Here is a 20,658-nt window from a genome sequence, read left to right as displayed (position 1 = left end):
CGCGAAAGCGGTAGGGGCTTAAGCGCTGACCTTGAGCCCAACCAACCCGCTAATGATCAACGCCACACTCGCCAGCCGCACCAGCGCCATCGACTCGCCAAACAGAATGATCCCGGCGATCACCGTGCCAACGGCGCCGACACCGGTCCAGATCGCATAGGCCGTACCCAGCGGCAATTCCTTCATTGCAAGGCCGAGCAAGCCGAGGCTGATAGCCATGGCCGCAACTGTCAACACAGTGGGGAGCGGGCGGGTGAAGCCATCGGTGTACTTGAGGCCGACGGCCCAGCCCACTTCGAACAGGCCGGCGAAAAACAGAATGATCCAGGACATGAAAGACCTCCATCGTCTGACGGGGTCGTCCCCAGATTAATGACTCGATCGAGCCGCGAGGTCGTCCTCGCGATGCGCAATATAGTGCCCAGCATTAATCCGGGGATCAAGTTTTCAAGTCAGTCACTGACCTGTTGCGCCGCTATTTCCCGATCCTGCTTTTCACTCATGCGGCGGAAATACGTGGAGAGCAATGCCCCGGAAATGTTGTGCCAGACACTGAACAATGCACTGGGCACTGCCGCCAGTGGCGAGAAGTGCGCACTCGCCAACGCGGCACCCAATCCGGAGTTCTGCATACCGACTTCCAGGGCCAGGGACTTGCGCTGGGCCAGTGGCAACTTGAACAGGCGTCCGGTGAAGTAACCCAACAGGTAGCCAAAGCTGTTGTGCAGCATGACCACGGCCATGATCAACAGGCCGGACTCGGCAATCTTCGCCTGGCTGGCGGCCACCACGGCGGTGACGATAATCACGATGCTGACCACCGACACCAGCGGTAAAACGTCCACCGCATGACGGACCTTGTTGCCGAGCAACCGTTGGGCAACCACGCCCAGCACGATCGGCAGCAGCACCACTTGCAGGATCGACCAGAACAACTCCATGAACGACACCGGCAACCAGGCCGAGGCCAGCAGCCAGATCAGCGCTGGCGTCAGCAACGGGGCGAGGAGGGTGGTGACGGCGGCGATGGCCACCGACAGCGCCAGATCGCCACGGGCCAGCCAGGTCATCACGTTCGACGACGTGCCGCTTGGGCAGCAGCCGACCAGGATCACGCCGACGGCGATTTCCGGCGGCAAGTGGAACACCTGGCAGAGCAACCACGCCACGCCCGGCATGATCACGAAATGTGCAACCACACCCAAGGCCACCCGCCATGGATGGCGAGCGACTTCGGCGAAGTCTTCGAGTTTGAGGGTCAGGCCCATGCCGAACATCACCAGCCCGAGCAAGGGCACGATGGCGCCTTTGAGGCCGAGGAACCACGCCGGCTGCAGAAACGCCACGACAGCGAAAATCAGTACCCAGTAAGCGAACGTGTTACCGACAAAACGACTCAATGCAGCCAATGCGCGCATGGCCTGATCCTTGTTATTAAGTAGCACCACAAAATCAAATGTGGGAGCGGGCTTGCTCGCGAAGGCGGAGTGTCAGTCAATATGGATGTCGACTGACACTCCGCCTTCGCGAGCAAGCCCGCTCCCACAGGTTCAGATCACCAGGGTTTAGATCCCCTGCGGAGTCTCTTCACCACCCAGTGCTTCAACCAGCGCCGGCAGGAAGTCGCCGAAGGTCAGCATCATCAGGGTGAAACTGGCATCCAGTTGGCCCAGTGCTTCGTCGCCGCCATCCTGTTCCGCCTGATCTTGCAGCAGGTCTTCGAACTTCAGGCGCTTGACCACCATCTTGTCGTCGAGGACGAACGACAGTTTGTCCTGCCAGGCCAGGGACAGTTGAGTGACCACTTTGCCGGTACTCAGGTGCAGCTGGATTTCTTCGCTGGTCAGGTCCTGGCGTTTGCAACGCACGATACCGCCGTCTTCGTGGGTGTCGCGCAGTTCGCACTCGTCCAGCACGAAGAAATCGTCTGCGGCTTTCTGCGTGGTGACCCACTCGGTCATGGTCGCGGTCGGGGACATTTTTACCGTCAGCGGACGCACCGGCAGGGTGCCGATCACTTCGCGCAAGGTCGACAGCAAGTCTTCGGCGCGTTTCGGGCTGGCCGAGTTGACCAGGATCAGGCCCTGTTTCGGCGCGATGGCGGCGAAGGTCGACGAGCGGCGGATAAAGGCGCGGGGCAGGAAGGCCTGGATGATTTCATCCTTGATCTGATCGCGTTCCTTCTTATAGACCTTGCGCATTTGCTCGGCTTCGATTTCTTCGACCTTTTCCTTGACCGCGTCACGCACGACGCTGCCCGGCAAAATACGTTCTTCCTTGCGCGCGGACACCAGCAGGAAGTCACCGCTGACGTGCACCAGCGGTGCATCTTCGCCTTTGCCGAATGGCGCGACGAAACCGTAGGTGGTCAACTCCTGGCTTGCACATGGACGCGCCAGTTTGGTGGCCAGTGCAGTTTCCAACGCCTCGGCATCAACAGGCAGATCTTGGGTCAGGCGATAGATAAGCAGGTTTTTGAACCACATGGGGTGAGACTCTCCTTTATACAAAGGGGGGCATTATTGTCTTCGCCGTGCCATAGGCCAACCTTTCTCTAAGCCTTTGGAAGGCCTGAGAAAATTATTTTAAAAAGTGCTTGCCAGAGGTTGGGTCGCTCCGTAGAATGCGCGCCACACCGAAGCGAAGGGTGATTAGCTCAGCTGGGAGAGCGTCTGCCTTACAAGCAGAATGTCGGCGGTTCGATCCCGTCATCACCCACCATTCGTTTTCAGTGTTACGCGCAGCGGTAGTTCAGTCGGTTAGAATACCGGCCTGTCACGCCGGGGGTCGCGGGTTCGAGTCCCGTCCGCTGCGCCATATTCGGTAACCTGGAACACTGAACGCCAGGTCACCACGGAAAAGCCCGCTTAGGCGGGTTTTTTTCTGCCTCATGTTTGACTGTTGTTCCTGTGGGTTGCATCGTTTCACCGGTTTTTAGATTTTTTTGAAAAAAACTTCAATTAAATCAACACTTTATAAAAACCTGTGGCATAATGTGCCCCGCAACGAAGGTAAAGGGTGATTAGCTCAGCTGGGAGAGCGTCTGCCTTACAAGCAGAATGTCGGCGGTTCGATCCCGTCATCACCCACCACTTTCAACGCTACGCGCAGCGGTAGTTCAGTCGGTTAGAATACCGGCCTGTCACGCCGGGGGTCGCGGGTTCGAGTCCCGTCCGCTGCGCCATATTCGGTAACCTGGAACACTGAACGCCAGGTCACCACAGAAAGCCCACCTTGTGCGGGCTTTTTGCTGTCCTGGATTTGGCCAGGCATCAATGAAAAAGCGACCTTGGGGTCGCTTTTTTCATTTCTGACGGTTTATTGCTCGGCGTTGCGCCTGTGACGGTAGTCGCTGACGGCTTCATACACGGCTTTGCGCAGGCGATTGATACCGCCGATGGGGCGGTGTGCTTCGATACCGAACCAGGGATTGAATGACTGGTTGTCGCATTGCAGGTTCAGTGCCGGTGTATCGAAGTCCTGCGCCGGCACATTGATCCGTGCCACGGTCTCGAAGGGCGCATCGCTCTCGCGCCACTCAATGCTGGTGTCTTCAATCGGCATGTACTTGTTGGCGTCCTGTCGCTGGATTTGCAAAACGAAACACGCGGGTACCCGGTCAGTTGACAGCTGCTGGTTCAGCGCATTGCGCAGGAAGTTTGGCAGCTTGCGATTCTGTTCGGGCAGATTGTAGGTCGGGCAGCTTGCCGGATCGGGCAAGACCCGGAACTTCGCATTGGCTTCACCGAACTTGTAGGGTGAAACCGAAAAGTAAGTCGCCTGGGTCGGGCTCGACGGGGCAGGGGACAGCGTCGCCAGGGCAATAAACAGGTGGCGAACCTGCCAGGTGCGCGGATCCCGGCCGGGGAAGAAAGCCATCATCTTTTTACCGTCGGCCTGGGCGGCGACGTTCTGACGGTATTCGGCGACATTACTCACAAAGAAGTTCGGGTGACTGAACATCACGAAGTCCTGTTCGCCTCGGCCTGGCTGGTCGCTCAGCAGTGGCTTGCCAGGCACATCGAACAGTTTGATCGCCATGCCCCGGGCATCGCGGATGCTATCGAACTGCGGGTAGGCATTGCCGTTGGACAGGCGCATCGTCGCTTGCCAGGTTTTGCCCGGCTCGCTGAACACGCCCTGGCGCAGTTCGCCTGGTAATTCCGGCAGCACCTGAACCTCGGCCTTCACACAGCCGTGGGCCTTGGCATGGGCGTCGCGCAGGTAGCGGGTGCTTTCGCGGTGTTGATCGACGATGCGTACGGCGGTCTGAATGATGTCCTGGGTCATTGCGGCTTCAGCGTCCGGAATCAACTCCTGCGCCGAGACCGGTCCACGATGCTGCCAGGCAAACCAGGCGGTGGCCAATGCCCAGCCAAGTACTCCGAGACCCAGCAACCACAACAACAGTTTGCCGAGGAAGGCGCCCAGGCGCAGCCAGAGAGTTATCAGCATGGACACGTCCTTTTGACTGAGGCTGTGGTCATGGCAATTGCCCTTCCAGCGGTCCGCCCAACACTTTCAGATACTCCAGAAGTGCCCAGCGTTCTTCCGGCTGCAACCCGCGGCCGATCACGCCATTGCCGGGTTTGCCGGCACGGAATTCATGACCACTGTTGTGGTTGCCGGTGATTCGCGTGTCGAACAGAAAACCATTGGTAATGGCTTCGGTGCGGTAGCCGAGGTGTTCCGGGTCGTATTCGAAAGTGCCTTTGTAGAACGTGGTCGCACGCTCATCCTGAGGCGACAGCAATTGATAAATGCTCGGTACCGAACCGTTGTGCAGAAATGGCGCTGTCGCCCATATACCCGCCAATGGCCTGGCCTTGTATGAGCGCAATTCGCGCACACCGATCGGCAGTCCGAAACCGTCCATTTCAGGACGTTCGGCAGGGGTAATGCTGGCGTCTCGATACGCGCGGTCCCGGACAAATGCCGTGACATAGGCCAGCCCCTTGGCCACGGACATCTTGCTCAGGTCCAGTGGCTCGGTGGGTTTTGGCTCTACATCAAGTTTTTCCAGTTCCGCCTGCTTCCATTGCAACGCTGTAAGGTCGAAGCGGTGGTCGGCGATGTTGTTGGCCGCACCAGGGTCTGTGCCAATGTAATCCACCGGGACCATTTTCAGGTGCTGGACATATCGCCCCTCGCCCTGGCTGGTACGCGGTACATGGCAACCCGCGCAGTTTTCGGCGAACAAGGCGCGACCCTTTGCTGCCAGAGGCTTGTTGACCGCGCCTAACAGATCTTCCGGCCAGGCCGGTGGCGCGAGTCGTTGCAGGGTTTCTTCGATGAGGTGCAGATCGCGCACGCGCACGCTGGAAGGGTAGCGGGCATCGCCCATCAGTGGCTGGCCGTTCGTGTCGAAGAAGTTCAGCGTGGCACCGACGCCCAGCGCCTCGCCGATGTTGCGGGCCATCGGTTGTTTCGCCGAGCCGTTCCACTGCACCCATTCGAATGTCCACATGCCCCACAACTGCGGATAATCGACCGGGGCATTGGCCACGCGATAGTTGTCGGGGGAAATCGCATCACCGAAGCTGGCATTGGCGATGCGCCCGAAGGCGTCTGTGCGCCCCGGGCCTTCCTCGGTCGGATAGAGCCCGCGGTGGGTGTCGTTCCAGGCCACTCTGAGGAACGTATCCAGTGAAGATTTGAATTCATTGCGCAGTTGATTGTGGCGCGTCTCGTAGTCCTGCCCCAGCACGTTGCGTGCGAAACGTTCGAATTTCCATGGGTTGTAGTAGGTCGAGACCAGGCTGGCCACCAGCGCTTGTCCGAAACTGCCCCCTTTGAGTGTAGGGACGCTGGACGGCAGCACATGCTGCGCTGCGCCGCCGTCGATACGCACGGCTTGGCCCTTGAAACGCAGTTCACCGGTATGGCAAGCCGCGCAGGTGATATCCAGAAACTTGTCCGGGCTCCCTGCATTTTGGTGTTGGGTAAAGCCTGCCGGGAGGTTGCCGGGGTTATTCGGTGTCGGTTTCTGGCCGGGGTCCACCAGAAAACCGAAGCGGGCAAGGTACTCGGGAGTGGCGAAGCGTTGCTGCGAGAAGGGCAGTTCGAGGGCGGTGAACCAGTCGTAGCGCAAGCCTTTGACCTGAGTGCCCTGGGGTGTGAAGTAATAAGTCTCTCGGTCGGCAGCGCTCCATTGCTCCAGGTAATGCACCTGTTGTGCAGGCGACCAGGCCGGCAATTTCGGGTTGGCGACGTAGTAAAGAACCACGGCCAAGACCAGCCCGAGCAGTACTGCGATAAGAATCAGCAAGCGAAAGAAGAGGCGCAAGATAAACATCCGTGTCGAATTATCATGCCGTTATGCCCGAGTGCCGCAGGTGCGGCAAGAGGCCATTACGTCAAATGTTGCAGGTTCCGAGTCAGCCACCTTCGGAGCAAGATGAAAGAAGCTTCATCAGCCGAATTGTGAAATGCGTTTAAACACCTGAACTTATCAATCGTTTCCAGCTCTTATGCCGGTAGCCATTGGTCGTGGCGGCCTGATAAGCTCGCGGCTTTACTCGATTGCCCTTTAGGCGCATGAACAAGGAAATAGCATGAAACAGCATCGGTTGGCGGCGGCGGTGGCCCTGGTTAGCCTGGTACTCGCGGGTTGTGATTCGCAGACCAGCGTAGAGCTGAAAACTCCGGCGCAAAAAGCTTCCTACGGTATCGGCCTGAACATGGGCAAGAGCCTGGCTCAGGAAGGCATGGATGACCTGGACTCCAAAGCTGTAGCCCAGGGCATCGAAGACGCCGTCGGCAAAAAAGAGCAGAAGCTCAAAGACGAAGAATTGGTTGAGGCGTTCGCCGCACTGCAAAAGCGTGCCGAAGAACGCATGGCCAAAATGAGCGAAGAGTCGGCCGCTGCCGGCAAGAAATTCCTTGAAGAAAACGGCAAGAAAACCGGCGTGACCACCACCGCTTCCGGCTTGCAGTACGAAGTCGTGAAGAAAGCCGATGGCGCTCAGCCAAAGCCGACTGACGTAGTGACCGTCCACTACACCGGCAAGCTGACCAACGGCACTGTATTCGACAGCTCCGTCGAGCGCGGCAGCCCGATCGATCTGCCAGTCAGCGGTGTGATCCCGGGTTGGGTCGAAGGTCTGCAACTGATGCACGTTGGCGAGAAGTACAAACTGTACATCCCTGCTGATCTGGCCTACGGCGCGCAAAGCCCAAGCCCGGCGATTCCGGCCAACTCGGTACTGGTATTCGACCTGGAACTGCTGGCCATCAAGGATCCGGCAAAAGAAGACGCCGCTACCAAGTAACCAGCGCGTGTTTCACCGACAACGCCTCGCTTATGCGGGGCGTTGTTGCATCTGGCGTCAGGCACGGGTAAACAAAACGAACAGACGCTCTAGGCTGGAGTCTTAGGCATAGTAAGCGTTGGCGCTAGACGCACCAGGCAGCCAAGTCAATGAAATTATGGGTTTTTTTTGATGAGTAAAAAACGCCCGATCTGAACGGAGGCCTTGTAAAACGGGGCTTGCAGCGATGAAATGCAGCTCTGTTCACAAGGTTATCCACAATTTGTGTGGATAACATTTCAACGGGAGGAATGATGAAAGCACCCTGGAGTTTCGCTCGTTTCCTGCCACTGGCCGGACGCCTGCTGGCACGTGGCCGACTGCCAACCCTGCTGTTCGCTGTCGCCAGCAAGGCTGCGAGCCAGGGCAATCGACTGGGCAAGCTCAAGGATGACTTGCGCCTGTTGCAGGCACTCTGCCTGGCCTATTGGCGCGGCGAGTATCGAGCCATCAGCCCCATGGCGCTGGTTTCGGTTGTCGCGGGCCTGATGTACTTCCTCAGTCCGGTGGATGCGATCCCGGACTTCATTCCTTTGTTTGGCATGCTCGATGACATCGCCGTACTTGCATGGCTGATGAAAGTTCTCGACGACGAACTCAATGCCTTCCACACCTGGCGCAAACGGCAAGTGCCGGAGAAGCTCGCGGTGGTCGAGCGCCTGCCTGATACCCCCGAGCAACTTCAGCTTCAAGGCCCGAAAAAACACTGAGTCGATTTCGACGTGTTCACAGATTGATGCCCCCCGCGACCTTGGCCGCTGTTAGGATTACACTTCTAGGGAAAAGTGCCGACTCGCTAAGTGTTGTTGTCCTACGGGGTAGTCATGGATATTCAGATAATTACACGTGAAGGCGAGCCCGAATATGCGGTTCTGCCATGGGCTCAGTATCAGGCGTTACTGAAAGCAGCAGGCATCAAGGAGCAAGCGTCGCCTGACGCCACGAAGCTTCAGGCGGCAACACCAGACGCGATTCTTCCGGGTCTGGATCAACTACGCAGTTTGCGCGAAGAAAAGGGCATCGCCATCGAGGCGCTGGCCCGCACGGTAGGCATCAGCCCGTCTTACCTGGCCATGATCGAAAGTGGCGAGCGTCTGCCCGACGCCGCGATTCGCCGCAGCCTGGCCTGGGAATTGACGGTGCCAGGGTGGAGGGGTGAATCGTGAGCGTACGCATCAGTCGTCAACATTGGGACGGATTGCTGGGCGAACTGGATCAGGCGCGTCGTCAGCGCCATCTCCTGACTTATCGGGCATTACTGGAACGTTTGCAGTTGCCGACACCGGCCATGCAAACCCTGACGGCGGCCCTTGAGCATCTGGCGGCACTGGACGCCAGGGCGGAGCAGCCATTGCGCAGTTCACTGGTGATCAGTCAGGGCGCCAGCCGCTTGCCGCGCACCGGATTTTTTGAATGTGTCGAGCGCCTCGGGCGTTTTTCCGGGCCGTCGGACGGCGTTGCCGCCGCGTCCTGGCATGCTTCGGAAGTGGTCCGGGTGTTCGAGTACGAATACCCGGAATCGGCCGAGGCCTGAGTGTTTCTGCGACTCAAGGCGCGGGTCGGCTACTGGCTCGCGCGCAGGCTGTTTCACTGGTCGTGGTTTGTTCGTCAGCCACGCGGCTGGCACTGGCTCGAAGGCCAGTTCGCACGCATGGCCAATCTGGGCGACGTCGGCGCCCAGAGCTTCTATGGGCACATCCTGACGTTTCGCGGCGTCGGCCTTGGTGCTCGTGAGGAGGGCGTGCGTCTGTTGCGCCTGGCAGCGCTGGCAGGCGATGGCAAGGCGGCGTATCAGATTGGCGTGATCAGTTTGGCCGGAACACCAGGCAAGGCACCGGATCCGGTTGAAGCGGCGCGGTTTTGGGGGATTGCGGCACAGGCCGGGCATCCGTTGGCGCCGATCAAGCTCAAAGAGTTGGCATCCCGCCGTTCTACGTAATCAACAGACATTTCCGACTGGCGTGAGGGCGATCCTTACGCCCCGTTTTCGCTTTAGCGAATTGCCCTACACCAACATCATCCTTTCCTGACTTCTTTCCTCGCGGATCCTCCGCAAAGTCCCTCGCGCCAATTTTCCTTCGCGAGGGAGTGTTCATGCTTGATCCGGTTTTTCATGCTGCTTCCCGCTTTTCGGTGCGCTGATGGATCAGATCGCGCGCATCGAGCAGGAGCTCGACCACTTCCCCCACACCCTGAGCCTGTACCGCGAACAGCTCGGCCGCTTCCTCAACCGCCGCGCCGACCAGGTCAGCCACGCCCTGGACTTGCCTTCGCTGATGGGCATGGACCGGCGGATCAAGCTCGGTGATACCAGCAAGGTCGTCAGCAGCGGCGACGATGATTTCTTCTCGACGGTGGCGCAGTGCCCGGCCAACGGGATTCTGCTGATCGAGAGCCAGTTCGAGTCGGTGTACGACATTCCGCTGGGCAATATTCAGGTCGAGGTGGTGGCGCGGGAGGGTGGAGAAAGGAAGTCGGTCCCCCTGGATGAATTTGGCAAGGGTGAGTTCAGAGGCACGCCGGGCAAGTCCTATCGCGTGCACGTGCAAAGTGCCGTCACCCCGGAGCAGCTGGGTGCACTGTTCAAATCCTATGACGGCCTGACCGCACAGTTACAGGCCTGGCTGCGCAGCGAGTGGCAAGGCTTCCAACCGCGCTGGCCGCACTCGACCGCGGCAGCGGTGGGTAATGGTTTGCTGGCCGGCAGCTGGGCGGCGCTGGTCGGGGTGTGGGACCGCGTCGGCGAACTCTCGGCGATTTTGCAGGACCCGCGCAGGTTCGCCGAGAAGTTGGGCAGCGGCGCTGACGAGCTGGCCAAGCTGGCGGAGCAAACCCCCGAGGCGATGGCCAAACTGCAGCTGCTGGTCAGTGACGAGGCGGCGCTGTGCCTGCTGTTACGCACCGCCAGCCTGTGGCTGGAGATGCTGCCGCCGAGTCTTATCGCCGGCGCCACCGCCGAGACGCTGTCGAGATTCGTCGTGGAGTTGCTGCTCGACCTGCTGATCGGCCTCGTCCTGACCTTCGCTGCGGCCGGGGCGGGCGTGGCTTATCTGTCGATGCGCCTGGCGCGGCATGGCGCGCAATTGCTGGACGTGGTGCTGGGGTTCGTCAAAGCGATCTTTGGCCTCGTCAGCCAGTTCATCGGTTATGTCGACCGCTACAAAACCGTCGCTGCCCGCGGTGTGGCGGCGGGTCTGAAAAAAGGCCGGATGCAACTGCGCTGGCAGGCTCGGCGCAACACCACGCTCAAGCAACACGAACGCCACGACGACGCTTCGGTTCAGGCAAAGAACCCCAACGGCGACAGTGCCGACACCGTCGAGCGCACCGCGACGAATAAATGCCCGGTGTCGATGGTCACCGGCGAAGAACTGCTGACCCTCACCGACGGCACCCTCGACGGCATCCTGCCGTTCGACTTCACCCGCCTGTACCGCACCAGCGCCGTCGAGCTCGATTGCGGCCTCGGTTTCGGCTGGAGCCATTCGCTGTCGCAGCGCCTGGAACTCGACGGCGAACAGCTGCTGTGGATCGACGCCGAAAACCGCCGCACGCCGTTTCCGCGGCCGACCGCGGCGCGCCCGGTGATCCACAACAGCCTGTCGCGGGCGGCGATCTACCTCGGCGAGGAACCCGATGAACTGATCCTCGCCCTGGCCGGCGACACCCCGCGTTTTTATCACTTCCGCGACGGCCGGCTGACGGCGATCAGCGACGCCTACGGCAACCGCCTGAGGGTGCAGCGCGACCGCCTGGAGCGCATCCAGCGCCTGGACAACGGCGCCGGCCGTTCGTTGTACTTGCGTTACGAGCTCCAGCACCTGGTGGCCGTCGACTATCAGGTTTATCGACCCGCAGACCGAGAGGGCGATGCCTGGCGCACCGAGCAGACGCTGGTCAGCTACCGCTACGACGCCCGCCAGCGGCTGATCGAAGTGACCAACGCCGCCGGCGAGTCCGAGCGCTACGACTACGACGAACAGCACGTCATCCTGCAGCGGCAACTGGCCGGCGGCGCGAGTTTTTTCTGGGCCTGGGAACGGGCCGGCAAAGCGGCGCGCTGCGTGCGGCATTGGGCCTCGTTTGCGCAGATGGAGGCGCGTTACGTCTGGGACGACCAGGGCAGCGTCACCGTGCAGAACAGCGACGGCAGCCGCGAGCTGTACCAGCACGACGAACGGGCGCGACTGGTGCGTCGGGTCGGCCTCGACGGTGGCGAACGGCACCGGGCCTACGACGCGCAGGGCCGCTTGATCGCCGAGCAGGACGCCCGCGGCGCCGTCACCGAATACCACTATGACGAGCTCGGCCGGCTGATCGCCCGGCTGCCGCCGGACGAGGCGTCGACGACCTACGAATACCGTCACGGTTTCCTCCACGCCCGCACTCGGGGCGAAGCGACCTGGACCTACCAGCGCAATGCCCAGGGCGACGTCAGCGCCGTCACCGACCCCGACGGGCAGATCACCCGCTACTTCTACGACCCGCAGGGGCGGCTGCTGACCGTCCGCTACCCGGACCAGAGCGGCCATCATTTCGTCTGGAACGGCTTGGGGCAACTGCTCGAAGAGACCTTGCCGGATGGCGGTCAGCGGGCCTTTGCCTACGATGCGCTGGGACGGCGGATTACCCAGCGCGATGAACACGGCGGCGTCACCGCTTATGCGTGGGACGCTGTTGGCCGCCTGATCCAGACGATTTTCCCCAGCGGCGCCCGCCGCAGCTACGCCTACAACGCCTACGGCCAGGTCACCGCCGAAACCGACGAACTGGGCCACGTCACCCGTTTTGAGTACGCCGACGACCTGCACCGGGTCAGCCGCCGCATCAACCCCGACGGCAGCACGCTGAATTACCGCTACGACCATGCACAGTTGTTGCTCACCGCGATCGACAACGAGGCCGGCGACACCTACCGGCTGGACTACACGCCGGGCGGACTGATCCGCGAGGAAACCGGCTTCGATGGCCGGCGCACCGCGTATGCCTACGACCTCAACGGCCAGTTGTCGGAGAAAACCGAGTTTGGCGATGATGGCTCGCAACGCGTCACCCACTACCAGCGCGATGCGGCGGGACGCCTGCTGCTCAAAACCCTGCCCGACGGGGTCAAGGTCGCCTACCGCTACGACGATTTGGGGCGCCTGCTCAGCGTCGACGACGGTCAGGACCACCCGCTGGAGTTCGAATACGACCGCCAGGACCGCCTGATCACCGAACACCAGGGCTGGGGCACCTTGCGTTACGCCTACGACAGCGGCGGCCGGCTCAAGCGCCTGCGCCTGCCGGACGGCTGCGTGCTCGACTACCAGCACGCCCCGGGCGGCGCGCTGACCGCGATCGACCTCAACGGCACGCGCCTGACCCGCCACCGCGTTGTCGGCGGCCGCGAACAGCAGCGCCAGCAGGGCCGGCTGCTCAGCGACTACGCCTACGACGACCAGGGCCGCTTGCAAGCCCATGCCGTCAGTCAAAACCAACGAGCGCTGTACCGCCGCGACTATGCCTACAGCGCCAACGGCAACCTCCTGCAGATCGACGACAGCCGCCACGGCCAGCGTCACTACCAGTACGACCCGCTCGACCGCCTGACCCGGGTGCGCCATCTGCGCGACGAGTCGCTGGAACACCTCAGCCACGACCCGGCCGGCAACCTGCTGATCCACAACCGCCCCGGTCCCACCCGGATGCAGGGCCACCGCCTGCGCCAGCGCGATGACAGCCACTACGACTACGACGCCTTCGGCAACCTGATCCGCGAACGCCGCGGCACCCCGGCCCGGGTCACCGACTACCGCTACGACAGCCAGCACCGCCTGATCGGCGTCACCACCCCGGACGGCACAACCGCCAGCTACCGCTACGACGCCTTCGGCCGGCGCATCGGCAAAACCGTCGACGGCCAGACCACGCACTTCTTCTGGCAAGGCGACCAGCTCGTCGCCGAAAGCGGTCCCAAGCACTACCGTAGCTACCTCTACGAACCCGGCAGCTTCCGCCCGCTGGCCCTGCTCGACGGCAAAGGCCGACTCAACGCCTGCCCGTTCTACTACCAGCTCGACCACCTCGGCACTCCGCAGGAACTGACCAGCTACGGCGGCGCCATCGTCTGGTCGGCGCGTTACACCGCCCACGGCCAACTGCGTGACCTGACTCACGGCGATGGCGAACAGCTGGACCAGCCGCTGCGCTTTCAGGGCCAGTACTGCGACGCCGAAAGCGGCCTGCACTACAACCGCCATCGCTACTACCACCCGGACCTCGGGCGCTACCTGACACCGGATCCGGTGAAGCTCGCCGGCGGGTTGAACCCGTACCGGTACACGCGCAATCCGACCGGGTGGGTGGATCCGTTGGGGTTGAGTGGGAATTGTCCGGGGGCGAACAAATCGGGGTGTTTGGCGCCGGATGAGTTGGGTGGGGCTAAGATTGATGAGGGGGAGCCGGGATTACCGGCACCAAAATTAAGTGCTGAGGAGTTTGCGAAGAAGGAAGTTAAAAGGTTGAACGACAGTCAGGGTATGCATATGGTTGGAAAGCATGATCCTGAGGTCCCGGACAGAAAGTTGAAGCAGCGTGCAATAGATGGTACGGATCCAATTACAGGTAAGACCCCTAATAGGAAAATAGGTAACCCAAGCTCCAAATTTTATAGCTGGGAGCTAATGCATAAGGCGTATGTTCTTGGGACAACAAGGACGGAAAATGGTATGTCCCGTTTTACGGGAAAAGACAAGAAAAACAACGATGTTGTTAGAATGAAGCTTCCTGGTTCTGGTGGAGGATATGTTCCAAATTCAAAGTCTAAGGAAGATCCGAAATTCGTTGACTTGCATGGGTTTGAAATGAAATTCGATCCTGTGACCGGTGTGCCTTTCACGCTTTACCCAATCAAGTAGAGGAAGAGATGCTTATTGATCCTGGAACTGAGCAGCCATATATTCCGACGCCATCGTATTTTTTGGGGTGTTTTGATATTTATGACCGTGAGGAAACTTTAGGGGGGGAGTTAGAGAAATATAATCCTAACGACCCGGCGGATAGGGAGGAGTTGATACTTAAATATTGCTTGTCCGGTCATCGGACATATCGTCACAGGTACCTCTTATATAAATGCCTGGAACAAAGCCTTCAGGATAAAAATTATGATTTCGAGTCATTGCTAGAACATGACCCTGAAGAGCATTCATCATTTCCCGATGGATGGGATGAAATGGAAAATACCAGGGCGTTTTTTGAGGACATTTTTCGGCTGACAACAATTGCGTGGAAGGAGGATATTCAAAAAGCCAGTCTCGAAGATCAATCCACTTGGTGAGAGAACGCTTTTGGCGACCGCGAAATTTCCGGGCAAGGTCTTCGGAAGTTTCCTTCAAAACGTAGCGGTTTCCATGAACTGGTGCGACGTGAGTTCCGTGGATAGTCTTTGGTGGTCACTGAAAACTCAGTGATGGGGCGTAGGAACCCTTTGAAACCGTTAGAGCTACATTGGCGTCAATGCTTGTTTGCGGCCGTTAACGTGCGTCCGTAAAATCAGTTGCGGCGGCTATGCGCGGGCACGCTTCGGCGTGGTCGAGTTTTGCTCTAAGGGTCTCGATATTCCTACCCCGTGCATAGCTGCCACCCAAACCTGTAGGAAGGTTTCTGGCAGCTCCCATTTCTTCCTTAGGGCTTAAATAATGAAAACAATTCACCCCGATCCACCCTACGAAAAACCCACCCCTCACCCCGAAAACCGCTTCATGGCGCTCACCAGCAACTGTAATGACATGCCCACTTTGTTCGTCGACACCCACGCCCCTCTGGATGTATTAACCGACGCCGCCGGCTACCGGATTCGTTCCGTCACCCAAGTGCTGGAGAACCTGTCCATGCGTGGCTCGGTGGAGTGTGATTCGTTCATTCTCAGTGACTTTGCCTTGCTCTGCGCCATTCCGTTGCGCGATGGCTGTGATGTGCTGGATGTGGTTGGGCGGCGGTTGCGGGCACGGTCTACGGCGTAGCGCAGGTGGCTTTTGTGGCGAGGGAGCTTGCTCCCGTTCGGCTGCGAAGCAGTCGTAAGCTGGGCTATGTGGTGTGTCAGGCAAAACCGGGGCTCAGGTTTTGGGGCCGCTTCGCAGCCCAGCGGGAGCAAGCTCCCTCGCCACAGAAGCAAAGCCCCAGATCAGCGATGCCCTGTCAGCAACTTTTCTTCATGTCCAGATACCACCAGGCTATCAATCACATGCACGCTATACCCCTGCACATTTTTCGCATGGTGCTTGGCTTGTGATGCCAATTCTGCCAACTGGCTTGCATCAAGTTCTTCACAGGCCTGTGGATGCAAATGCACCACGCCGATCGACAGCGACAACAGTGGAAACTCCTGACGCACGCCCTGTCGATTCGGTGCGGTGAAGCAGCCGGCCTCCAGGTGTTCGCTGCGGTAGAAGCGCCGGCACTGGCTCTGGAAGTCGTCGAGCAATTGATTCAATCGCTTGCGCCAGTCTTCCGGGCCGAGCACCAGCAGGAAGTCATCACCGCCAATATGGCCGACGAAGTCGCGGGACGGGTCGACGCGGTCGTTCAGGCATTGCGCCAGGCACAGCAATACTTCGTCGCCGCGGCCATATCCGTAGATGTCGTTGAAGGGTTTGAAACTATCAATGTCCACGTAGCAGATCACCGATTCCCGTTGCTGCTGCAGCAGCCGCGTCAGGCATTGCTGGATCGGCACGTTGCCCGGAAGCAAGGTCAGCGGGTTGGCGTAGCGGGCTTGCTGGATCTTCAGTTCCGTGATCAGCTTGAGCACGTCAATCACCCGGCCCAGCCCCAGATAACCGCCATCGAGGGTGATGATGAAATCCTCCTCGATACGCTGGCGGGCACGGCTGGTGATCAGGCGGCTGACCTGTTGCAGGGATTGGCTCAGTTCGACGGCGAGGAAGTCGTCGTTCATCAACCGGCTGATGGGCTTGCGGGCGAACAGGTCGGTAGCAAAGGGCTTGAGCAAGGCATCGGAAAGGGAATGCCGATGGACGATACCGCACGGCTGGCCCAGCTCATCGAGCACCGCCAGCGAGTTCAGGTTGGCCTGGCGGCGGAAGGCTTCGAGCACCGTGGCGGTCGGGGTGTCGCGGTCCACGGCGGGTTGCTCGTTGAGCAGGGCGCTGAGGTCGCTGCCGTCCTCGCTCAATACAACGGCGGTGCTGTCCTGTCGGGGCATCAATGCCCGGGCATCCCGCGGAGGGTGTTCCTGGGGACGGCAGAGCAGATAGCCCTGCACCAGGTCCACACCCATCTCGGTCAGTACCGTGAGCTCTTCCGGTAACTCGATACCTTCGGCAATGACTTGCGCCCGCGAGGCCTTGGCGATTTGCAGGATCGAGCCGACGAACTCGCGCTTGAGCGCATCCTGATGAATGCCATCAATGAAATGCCGGTCGATTTTCACGTAATCCGGCCGCAGCTCGGACCACAAGCGCAAACTCGAATAACCCGCCCCCAGATCATCCAGCGCAATCGAAAACCCCATCGCCCGATAGTGATGCAGGGCGGTTTGCAGCAACTGGAAATCATCCGTCGGCGTCTGTTCCGTGAGCTCGATGACCACCTGACTCGGCGGAATGCCGAAGTCTTGCAGCAACTGCAGGGTGCGCCCCGGTTGATGGGCCGCTTCGAGCAGGGATTCCGGGGACACGTTAAGGAACAACATGCCGGGTAGTTGTTGCTCATTGAAGCGTCGGCAAGCGCTTTCGCGGCAGGCAATTTCCAGCTCGCTCAGGCGTCCGGCCTGGCGGGCGACGGCGAACAGGGCAACAGGGGAATGCAGGGGGCTGTTGGAGGGGCCGCGACTGAGGGCTTCGTAGCCGAGAATGCGCCGTTCAGAGAGGCTGATGATCGGTTGGAACAGGCTGTGCAAACCGCTTTGAGTCAGGATTGAACTCAATGCACTCAGCTGTTCGGTTGTGGTCATGGCGATCTCTGGCGATAAAAAAAGGACCGGGCGTGCCCTTGGTAAAAAGGGCACGCCCGGTCTTTATTTCACGACAGAATGATGACTGTTTAATGACGATCCGAGAGCGTCAACATTAAATTGCCATCAGCTGCTTGTAGAAACTCAGTGCTTGGCCACTGCCGTGTTGAGTTTCAGGTAATCCAGCAGAATCCGCCCGGTTTCGCTCAGGTAGGCATCGTCTTCCGGTTTGGTCTTGTCAACCTCGGCCGCAATAGCGTCCTCGTCTTCTTTCTTCAGCTCTTTGAGCGGTTCTTCGCCCTTGGCCTTGCGCCGGATGTTTTCCATGGCCAGTTGCTTGGCTTCGATGTCGGCGTGCTGGGCACGACGCTCGGCTTCATTGAGGCTGACGGTTTTTTCGGCCATCAGTTTCTGCGCCAGGGCCAGCTTGTCGCGGATGAACACGAACTCTGCATCTTTGGCCGTACGCACGTCATGCTCGGACTTGAGCTGCGAAATGTACGGCTTGAACGGATCCAGCGCAGGCTTGATGGCGGCCTTGATGGTGTCCCACGGCATGGCTTCCGGCAGGGCGCTTTCACCGATTTCCTTGGTGTCGATGATCGACGGGTAATCGATGTCCGGCAAGACGCCCTGATGCTGGGTGCTCTGCCCGGAAACCCGATAGAACTTGGCCAGGGTCAGTTTCAGTTCGCCATGGTTGAGCGGCTGAATGGTCTGCACGGTGCCTTTACCGAAGGTCTGGCCGCCGATGATCAGTGCGCGGTGGTAGTCCTGCATGGCGCCGGCGAAAATCTCCGAAGCCGAGGCGGACAAGCGGTTGACCAACAATGCCATCGGGCCTTTGTAGAACGCGCCCGGGTTTTCATCTTCGAGGACATCGACGCGGCCATCGGCATTACGCACGAGCACGGTCGGACCTTTGTCGATGAACAGGCTGGTCAGCTCGGTGGCCTCCTGCAAGGAACCGCCGCCGTTGTTGCGCAGGTCGATGACCACGCCGTCGACTTTCTCTTTCTGCAATTCGGTCAGCAGTTTCTTGACGTCGCGGGTGGTGCTCTTGTAATCCGGGTCGCCGGCACGGAAGGCCTTGAAGTCCAGATAGAACGCCGGGATTTCGATGATACCGAGCTTGTAGTCCTTGCCGTCCTGCTTCAGGTTCAGTACCGATTTCTTCACGGCCTGATCTTCGAGCTTCACCGCTTCACGGGTGATTGGCACGATCTTGGTGGTCTGGTCGTTCGGCGCATTGCTGGCCGGGATGACTTCCAGGCGCACCACGGTGCCCTTCGGACCACGAATCAGCTTGACCACTTCGTCCAGGCGCCAGCCCACCACGTCGACCATTTCCTTGTTGCCCTGGGCCACGCCGATGATCTTGTCGGCCGGTGCAACCTGCTTGGTCTTGTCCGCCGGACCTGCCGGCACCAGGCGCACGACTTTCACCTGGTCGTTATCGCTCTGCAACACGGCGCCGATGCCCTCGAGGGACAGGCTCATGTTGATGTCGAAGTTCTCCGCGTTATCCGGCGACAGATAGTTGGTGTGCGGGTCGTAGGACATGGCGAAGGTATTGATGTACGCCTGGAAGATGTCTTCCGCGCGGGTCTGGTCCAGGCGTGCCAACTGGTTCTTGTAGCGCTTGGTCAGGGTTTCCTGGATCTGCTTGGGCTCTTTGCCGGCGATCTTCATCCGCAGCGCTTCATCCTTGACGCGTTTGCGCCACAGGTCGTCGAGTTCTGCGGTGGATTTGAGCCAAGGGGCGTCCTTGCGGTCGATCAGCAAGGTTTCCTTGGTGGTGAAGTCCATCTTGTCGACGCCTTTGTCCAGCTCGGCAAGGGCGAAGTCCAGACGCGCCTTTACGCGGTCCAGGTAGCGCTTGTAGATGGTGAACCCGGCGTTCAGGTCGCCGCTCTTGAGGAAGTCGTCGAACTGCGTCTTCCACTTGTCGAATTCGGCAATGTCGCTGGCCATGAAATAGCTGCGCGACGGATCCAGCAGCTTGAGGTAGCTGTCGTAGATGATCACCGAGCGCGCGTCATCGAGCGGCGGTTTGCTGTAGTGGTGGCGCTTGAGCAACTCCACGACGTTCAGACTGGCGATCACTTCGTCACGATCGGGTTGAAGCTTGTCCCAGCTATTGGCTGCGAATGTATTGCTCGACATCGGCAATAAGCCGATACCGATGAATAAGGCGAGGGCAGTGCTGGGGAACAGATGCTTCATGCTGATTCGACGCGGGGACAATTGATAACGCATATTAGGCCGTCTTTGAAGTCGCCGGTTCTTTGAGAGCCGGTCGCATAATGCAAAAAGCCCGGCGCTACAGCTTCGGGCTCAGTCCAGACTCACTATGGAGGCACTGTGAAAGCATTGCAAGGCGTTGACGGTCAAGTGGTATGGGTGGATGAGGCGAGTCCTGCTTGCGATGTAGGACAAGTTCGTATTCGAGTGGCGGCAGCGGGCCTCAATCGCGCCGATTTATTACAGAAAGCCGGCCTTTACCCGCCGCCGCCAGGAGCCAGCCAAGTGCTCGGTCTAGAGTGCTCGGGCGTGATCAGTGAGGTCGGCGCCGGGTCCTCCTGGCAGGTTGGCGACCGGGTTTGCGCCTTGCTGGCCGGGGGCGGGATGGCCGAGGAGGTGGTTGTCGACGGGCGGCACGTGCTGCCGGTTCCCGACGGAGTGTCATTGGTCGAAGCGGCTGCCTTGCCCGAAGTTTATGCAACAGTCTGGCTGAATTTGTTTCAACTGGCTGCGCTCAAGCCGGGTCAGAAAGTGCTTCTGCATGCCGGAGCAAGTGGAATCGGTTCAGCGGCCATTCAGCTGTGCAAGGCATTCGGCAACCCCTGCTGGGTCAGCGTCGGCTCCGCCGAGCGGCTGGCGTACTGCAAAGCGCTGGGCGCCCAGGGCGGCGTGGTGCGTAACGAAGATCTGGAGAGCCTGCGGGATCTGGGGCCGTTTGATGTGATTCTCGACCCGGTGGGCGGCAATTACGCGGCATTGAACCTCAAGTTGCTCGCGCAGGATGGCCGTTGGGTGTTGATCGGTCTGATGGGCGGCCGTGAGGCCAGCCTGGATCTGGCCCAGGTGCTGGCCAAGCGTGTGCAGTTGCTGGGTTCGACCCTGCGCAGCCGTGACGATCAGTTCAAGGCCGATCTGTTCAGCGATCTACGCCTGCATGTGTGGCCGCTGTTTGCTGAGGGACGTTTGAGCCCGCAACTGGCCAGGACCTTTGCGATCACGGATGCCGAAGCGGCGTTTGCCGAGCTGGCGAGCAATACCGTGGCGGGGAAAGTGGTGTTGGTGATTGACGAGAGCCTGAGCTGACAACACTGAACCTGTGGGAGCGGGCTTGCTCGCGAAAGCGGATTTACATTCAATATTTGTGTTGAC

At 59.8% G+C, this 20,658-nt stretch carries 16 protein-coding genes and 4 tRNA genes; 13 read left to right on the top strand and 7 right to left on the bottom strand.

Annotated features, from left to right (window positions below):
- Positions 1-18: 18 nt before the first annotated feature.
- From sugE to rdgC, 3 genes are all read right to left on the bottom strand, one after another.
- Positions 19-333 carry a quaternary ammonium compound efflux SMR transporter SugE gene (gene sugE / locus ABIA48_RS06230; RefSeq protein WP_007977599.1) on the bottom strand — a complete coding sequence of 105 codons (315 nt, stop codon included), beginning with the start codon at positions 331-333 and terminating at the stop codon, positions 19-21.
- Between the two features lie 119 nt (positions 334-452).
- Positions 453-1,418, bottom strand: coding sequence for a bile acid:sodium symporter family protein (locus ABIA48_RS06225; RefSeq protein WP_008001225.1), 966 nt, complete (start codon positions 1,416-1,418; stop codon positions 453-455).
- A gap of 147 nt (positions 1,419-1,565) precedes the next feature.
- On the bottom strand, positions 1,566-2,486 hold the full coding sequence (gene rdgC / locus ABIA48_RS06220; protein ID WP_007969735.1) for a recombination-associated protein RdgC: 921 nt from the start codon (positions 2,484-2,486) through the stop codon (positions 1,566-1,568).
- 159 nt (positions 2,487-2,645) lie between these two features.
- On the opposite strand from rdgC, the gene ABIA48_RS06215 reads away from it, so the two are divergent.
- The 4 genes from ABIA48_RS06215 to ABIA48_RS06200 all read left to right on the top strand — a co-directional run bounded on the left by ABIA48_RS06215 (position 2,646) and on the right by ABIA48_RS06200 (position 3,184).
- A tRNA-Val gene (locus ABIA48_RS06215) sits at positions 2,646-2,721 on the top strand.
- Positions 2,722-2,740: 19 nt separating this feature from the next.
- A tRNA-Asp gene (locus ABIA48_RS06210) sits at positions 2,741-2,817 on the top strand.
- A 199-nt stretch (positions 2,818-3,016) separates the two neighbouring features.
- Positions 3,017-3,092, top strand: a tRNA-Val gene (locus ABIA48_RS06205).
- Between the two features lie 15 nt (positions 3,093-3,107).
- A tRNA-Asp gene (locus ABIA48_RS06200) sits at positions 3,108-3,184 on the top strand.
- Between the two features lie 134 nt (positions 3,185-3,318).
- Here the strand turns inward: ABIA48_RS06200 and ABIA48_RS06195 are convergent.
- Entirely contained in the window at positions 3,319-4,455 is a 1,137-nt protein-coding gene (locus ABIA48_RS06195) for a catalase family protein (RefSeq protein ID WP_429487421.1), read from the bottom strand.
- Between the two features lie 28 nt (positions 4,456-4,483).
- The gene (locus ABIA48_RS06190; protein WP_429487420.1) at positions 4,484-6,286 is read right to left on the bottom strand and encodes a di-heme-cytochrome C peroxidase; all 1,803 of its coding nucleotides are present in this window, start codon (positions 6,284-6,286) and stop codon (positions 4,484-4,486) included.
- A 268-nt stretch (positions 6,287-6,554) separates the two neighbouring features.
- On the opposite strand from ABIA48_RS06190, the gene ABIA48_RS06185 reads away from it, so the two are divergent.
- From ABIA48_RS06185 to ABIA48_RS06150, 8 genes are all read left to right on the top strand, one after another.
- Positions 6,555-7,271 carry an FKBP-type peptidyl-prolyl cis-trans isomerase gene (locus ABIA48_RS06185; RefSeq protein ID WP_277535943.1) on the top strand — a complete coding sequence of 239 codons (717 nt, stop codon included), beginning with the start codon at positions 6,555-6,557 and terminating at the stop codon, positions 7,269-7,271.
- Positions 7,272-7,564: 293 nt separating this feature from the next.
- On the top strand, positions 7,565-8,020 hold the full coding sequence (locus tag ABIA48_RS06180; protein ID WP_429487419.1) for a YkvA family protein: 456 nt from the start codon (positions 7,565-7,567) through the stop codon (positions 8,018-8,020).
- A 114-nt stretch (positions 8,021-8,134) separates the two neighbouring features.
- Entirely contained in the window at positions 8,135-8,476 is a 342-nt protein-coding gene (locus ABIA48_RS06175; protein ID WP_007992993.1) for a helix-turn-helix domain-containing protein, read from the top strand.
- Entirely contained in the window at positions 8,473-8,844 is a 372-nt protein-coding gene (locus ABIA48_RS06170; protein ID WP_007898892.1) for a hypothetical protein, read from the top strand. Before ABIA48_RS06175 ends, ABIA48_RS06170 begins: the two co-directional genes overlap by 4 nt.
- Positions 8,845-9,249, top strand: a complete 405-nt coding sequence (locus ABIA48_RS06165; protein ID WP_429487418.1) for a sel1 repeat family protein — start codon at positions 8,845-8,847, stop codon at positions 9,247-9,249.
- Between the two features lie 202 nt (positions 9,250-9,451).
- Complete coding sequence (locus ABIA48_RS06160; protein WP_429487417.1) at positions 9,452-14,209, top strand: RHS repeat-associated core domain-containing protein; 4,758 nt, start codon at positions 9,452-9,454, stop codon at positions 14,207-14,209.
- 8 nt (positions 14,210-14,217) lie between these two features.
- Positions 14,218-14,628, top strand: a complete 411-nt coding sequence (locus tag ABIA48_RS06155; RefSeq protein WP_429487416.1) for a hypothetical protein — start codon at positions 14,218-14,220, stop codon at positions 14,626-14,628.
- Positions 14,629-14,989: 361 nt separating this feature from the next.
- Positions 14,990-15,313 carry a hypothetical protein gene (locus ABIA48_RS06150; RefSeq protein WP_429487415.1) on the top strand — a complete coding sequence of 108 codons (324 nt, stop codon included), beginning with the start codon at positions 14,990-14,992 and terminating at the stop codon, positions 15,311-15,313.
- Between the two features lie 161 nt (positions 15,314-15,474).
- Here the strand turns inward: ABIA48_RS06150 and ABIA48_RS06145 are convergent, their stop codons facing one another.
- Positions 15,475-17,265: a bifunctional diguanylate cyclase/phosphodiesterase gene (locus ABIA48_RS06145; protein ID WP_429487414.1), complete on the bottom strand. Its 1,791-nt coding sequence runs from the start codon at positions 17,263-17,265 to the stop codon at positions 15,475-15,477.
- Positions 17,266-17,409: 144 nt separating this feature from the next.
- Entirely contained in the window at positions 17,410-19,491 is a 2,082-nt protein-coding gene (locus ABIA48_RS06140; RefSeq protein ID WP_429487413.1) for a carboxy terminal-processing peptidase, read from the bottom strand.
- Positions 19,492-19,629: 138 nt separating this feature from the next.
- Between ABIA48_RS06140 and ABIA48_RS06135 the strand changes: the two genes are divergently transcribed.
- Positions 19,630-20,592 carry an NAD(P)H-quinone oxidoreductase gene (locus ABIA48_RS06135; protein WP_429487412.1) on the top strand — a complete coding sequence of 321 codons (963 nt, stop codon included), beginning with the start codon at positions 19,630-19,632 and terminating at the stop codon, positions 20,590-20,592.
- The last annotated feature ends 66 nt before the right edge of the window (positions 20,593-20,658 follow it).

This window comes from Pseudomonas sp. S30_BP2TU TE3576, assembly GCF_050436025.1.
Classification (GTDB): Bacteria; Pseudomonadota; Gammaproteobacteria; order Pseudomonadales; family Pseudomonadaceae; genus Aquipseudomonas.
Note: the sequence above shows the minus strand (reverse complement) of the source record. Positions and strands in the feature narration are given on the sequence as shown.